This window comes from Ochrovirga pacifica, from assembly GCF_000220525.1.
Taxonomy (GTDB): domain Bacteria; phylum Bacteroidota; class Bacteroidia; order Flavobacteriales; family Flavobacteriaceae; genus Ochrovirga; species Ochrovirga pacifica.
Window position 1 is genome coordinate 1 of record NZ_AFPK01000056.1, and the last position, 1,296, is coordinate 1,296.

A 1,296-nucleotide genomic window follows, 5' to 3' on the forward strand; every position below is an offset into this window, starting at 1 on the left:
TTGAACTTTCCTGAAATAGGTTGACTAAAAATTAAACCATTAATTATAGTCACTTATGAAAACACAAAATGAACACTGGCGAAAAAAATCCTATCAAAAAGTAACTTTAGAGACTAAACTTTTAGTCGTTGACCAAATCCTTACAGGACATATTTCTAACAATCAGGCCTCCAAAAAATATGATGTCCCCAGAACAACTATTACCTATTGGTTAAGAAAATACAGTACCTTAGTGCAACAAAACAATGGTATGAGTAAAAACGACGAAATTAAAAAGTTAAAGGAAAAGATTGAAGAACTGGAGTTTCAAAAAGACTTTCAACAAGACATTATCGCTGATATGGAACTGATTACAGGTGTCGATATGTCAAAAAAGTCATTGCCCAAAACATTAGCAAAAGAGATAGAAAAAAAGAAGAAAGACCGTTTAAAAGAAAATGGATCTATGGATGTTTTGGGATATCTAAACAAGCCTTCTACAAAAGAATCAAAGCTCAACAAAAACAAGAAATAGACCAGCAAAAGCTTATTAAAATGGTCAAAGACTACCGTAAAAAAGTAGGATCTAAAACCGGTGGTATTAAACTCTATGCTGAACTAAAACAGGATTTCATAAACGCGGATATTAAGATCGGTAGAGATAAATTCTATAGATTCCTCAGGCTAAACAATCTTTTGGTACCTAAAACCAAAAATTACATCACAACAACTAACTCAAACCATATGTACAAAAAATATAAGAACCTTGTAAAAGACCACATCCCTACTCGTCCGGAACAACTATGGGTAAGTGATATTACCTACATTAAAACTGAAAATGGACACAACTATCTTGCTTTAGTAACAGATGCCTATTCCAAGAAAATTATGGGCTACAACCTCGATAACCATATGAGAACATCACTTTGCAAAAAAGCGCTCGATATGGCCATTAAAAACAGAAAATATCCTCATTTAAAACTCATTCATCATTCTGATAGAGGATTCCAGTACTGCAACCCTAAATACACGCAGTTTGCAGAAGATAATAATATTACAATGAGTATGACAGAACAATATGATCCTTATGAAAATGCAGTTGCTGAACGCATTAACAGAACACTAAAACACGAATATGGCTTAAAACAAACTATTAAAAGCACTGAATTAGCACAAAAAATAACCGACCAAGCAGTATATATCTATAATAACCTTAGAGCACATTTTAGCCTTAACTTAAGAAAACCTGCAGAAGTTCATCTTAATCCAAACATCCAATACAAATCTTATCGAAAAAATAATGTAAATTTACACCAA

At 32.5% G+C, this 1,296-nt stretch carries 2 protein-coding genes; both read left to right on the forward strand.

The window, feature by feature from the left end:
* Positions 1-55 precede the first annotated feature (55 nt).
* The gene (locus FS85_RS0110785) at positions 56-514 is read left to right on the forward strand and encodes a helix-turn-helix domain-containing protein (protein ID WP_010136294.1); all 459 of its coding nucleotides are present in this window, start codon (positions 56-58) and stop codon (positions 512-514) included.
* Positions 460-1,296, forward strand: an 837-nt coding sequence (locus FS85_RS16740) for an IS3 family transposase (RefSeq protein WP_237706961.1), incomplete at its 3' end; no start/stop codon positions are given. The genes FS85_RS0110785 and FS85_RS16740, both read left to right, overlap by 55 nt.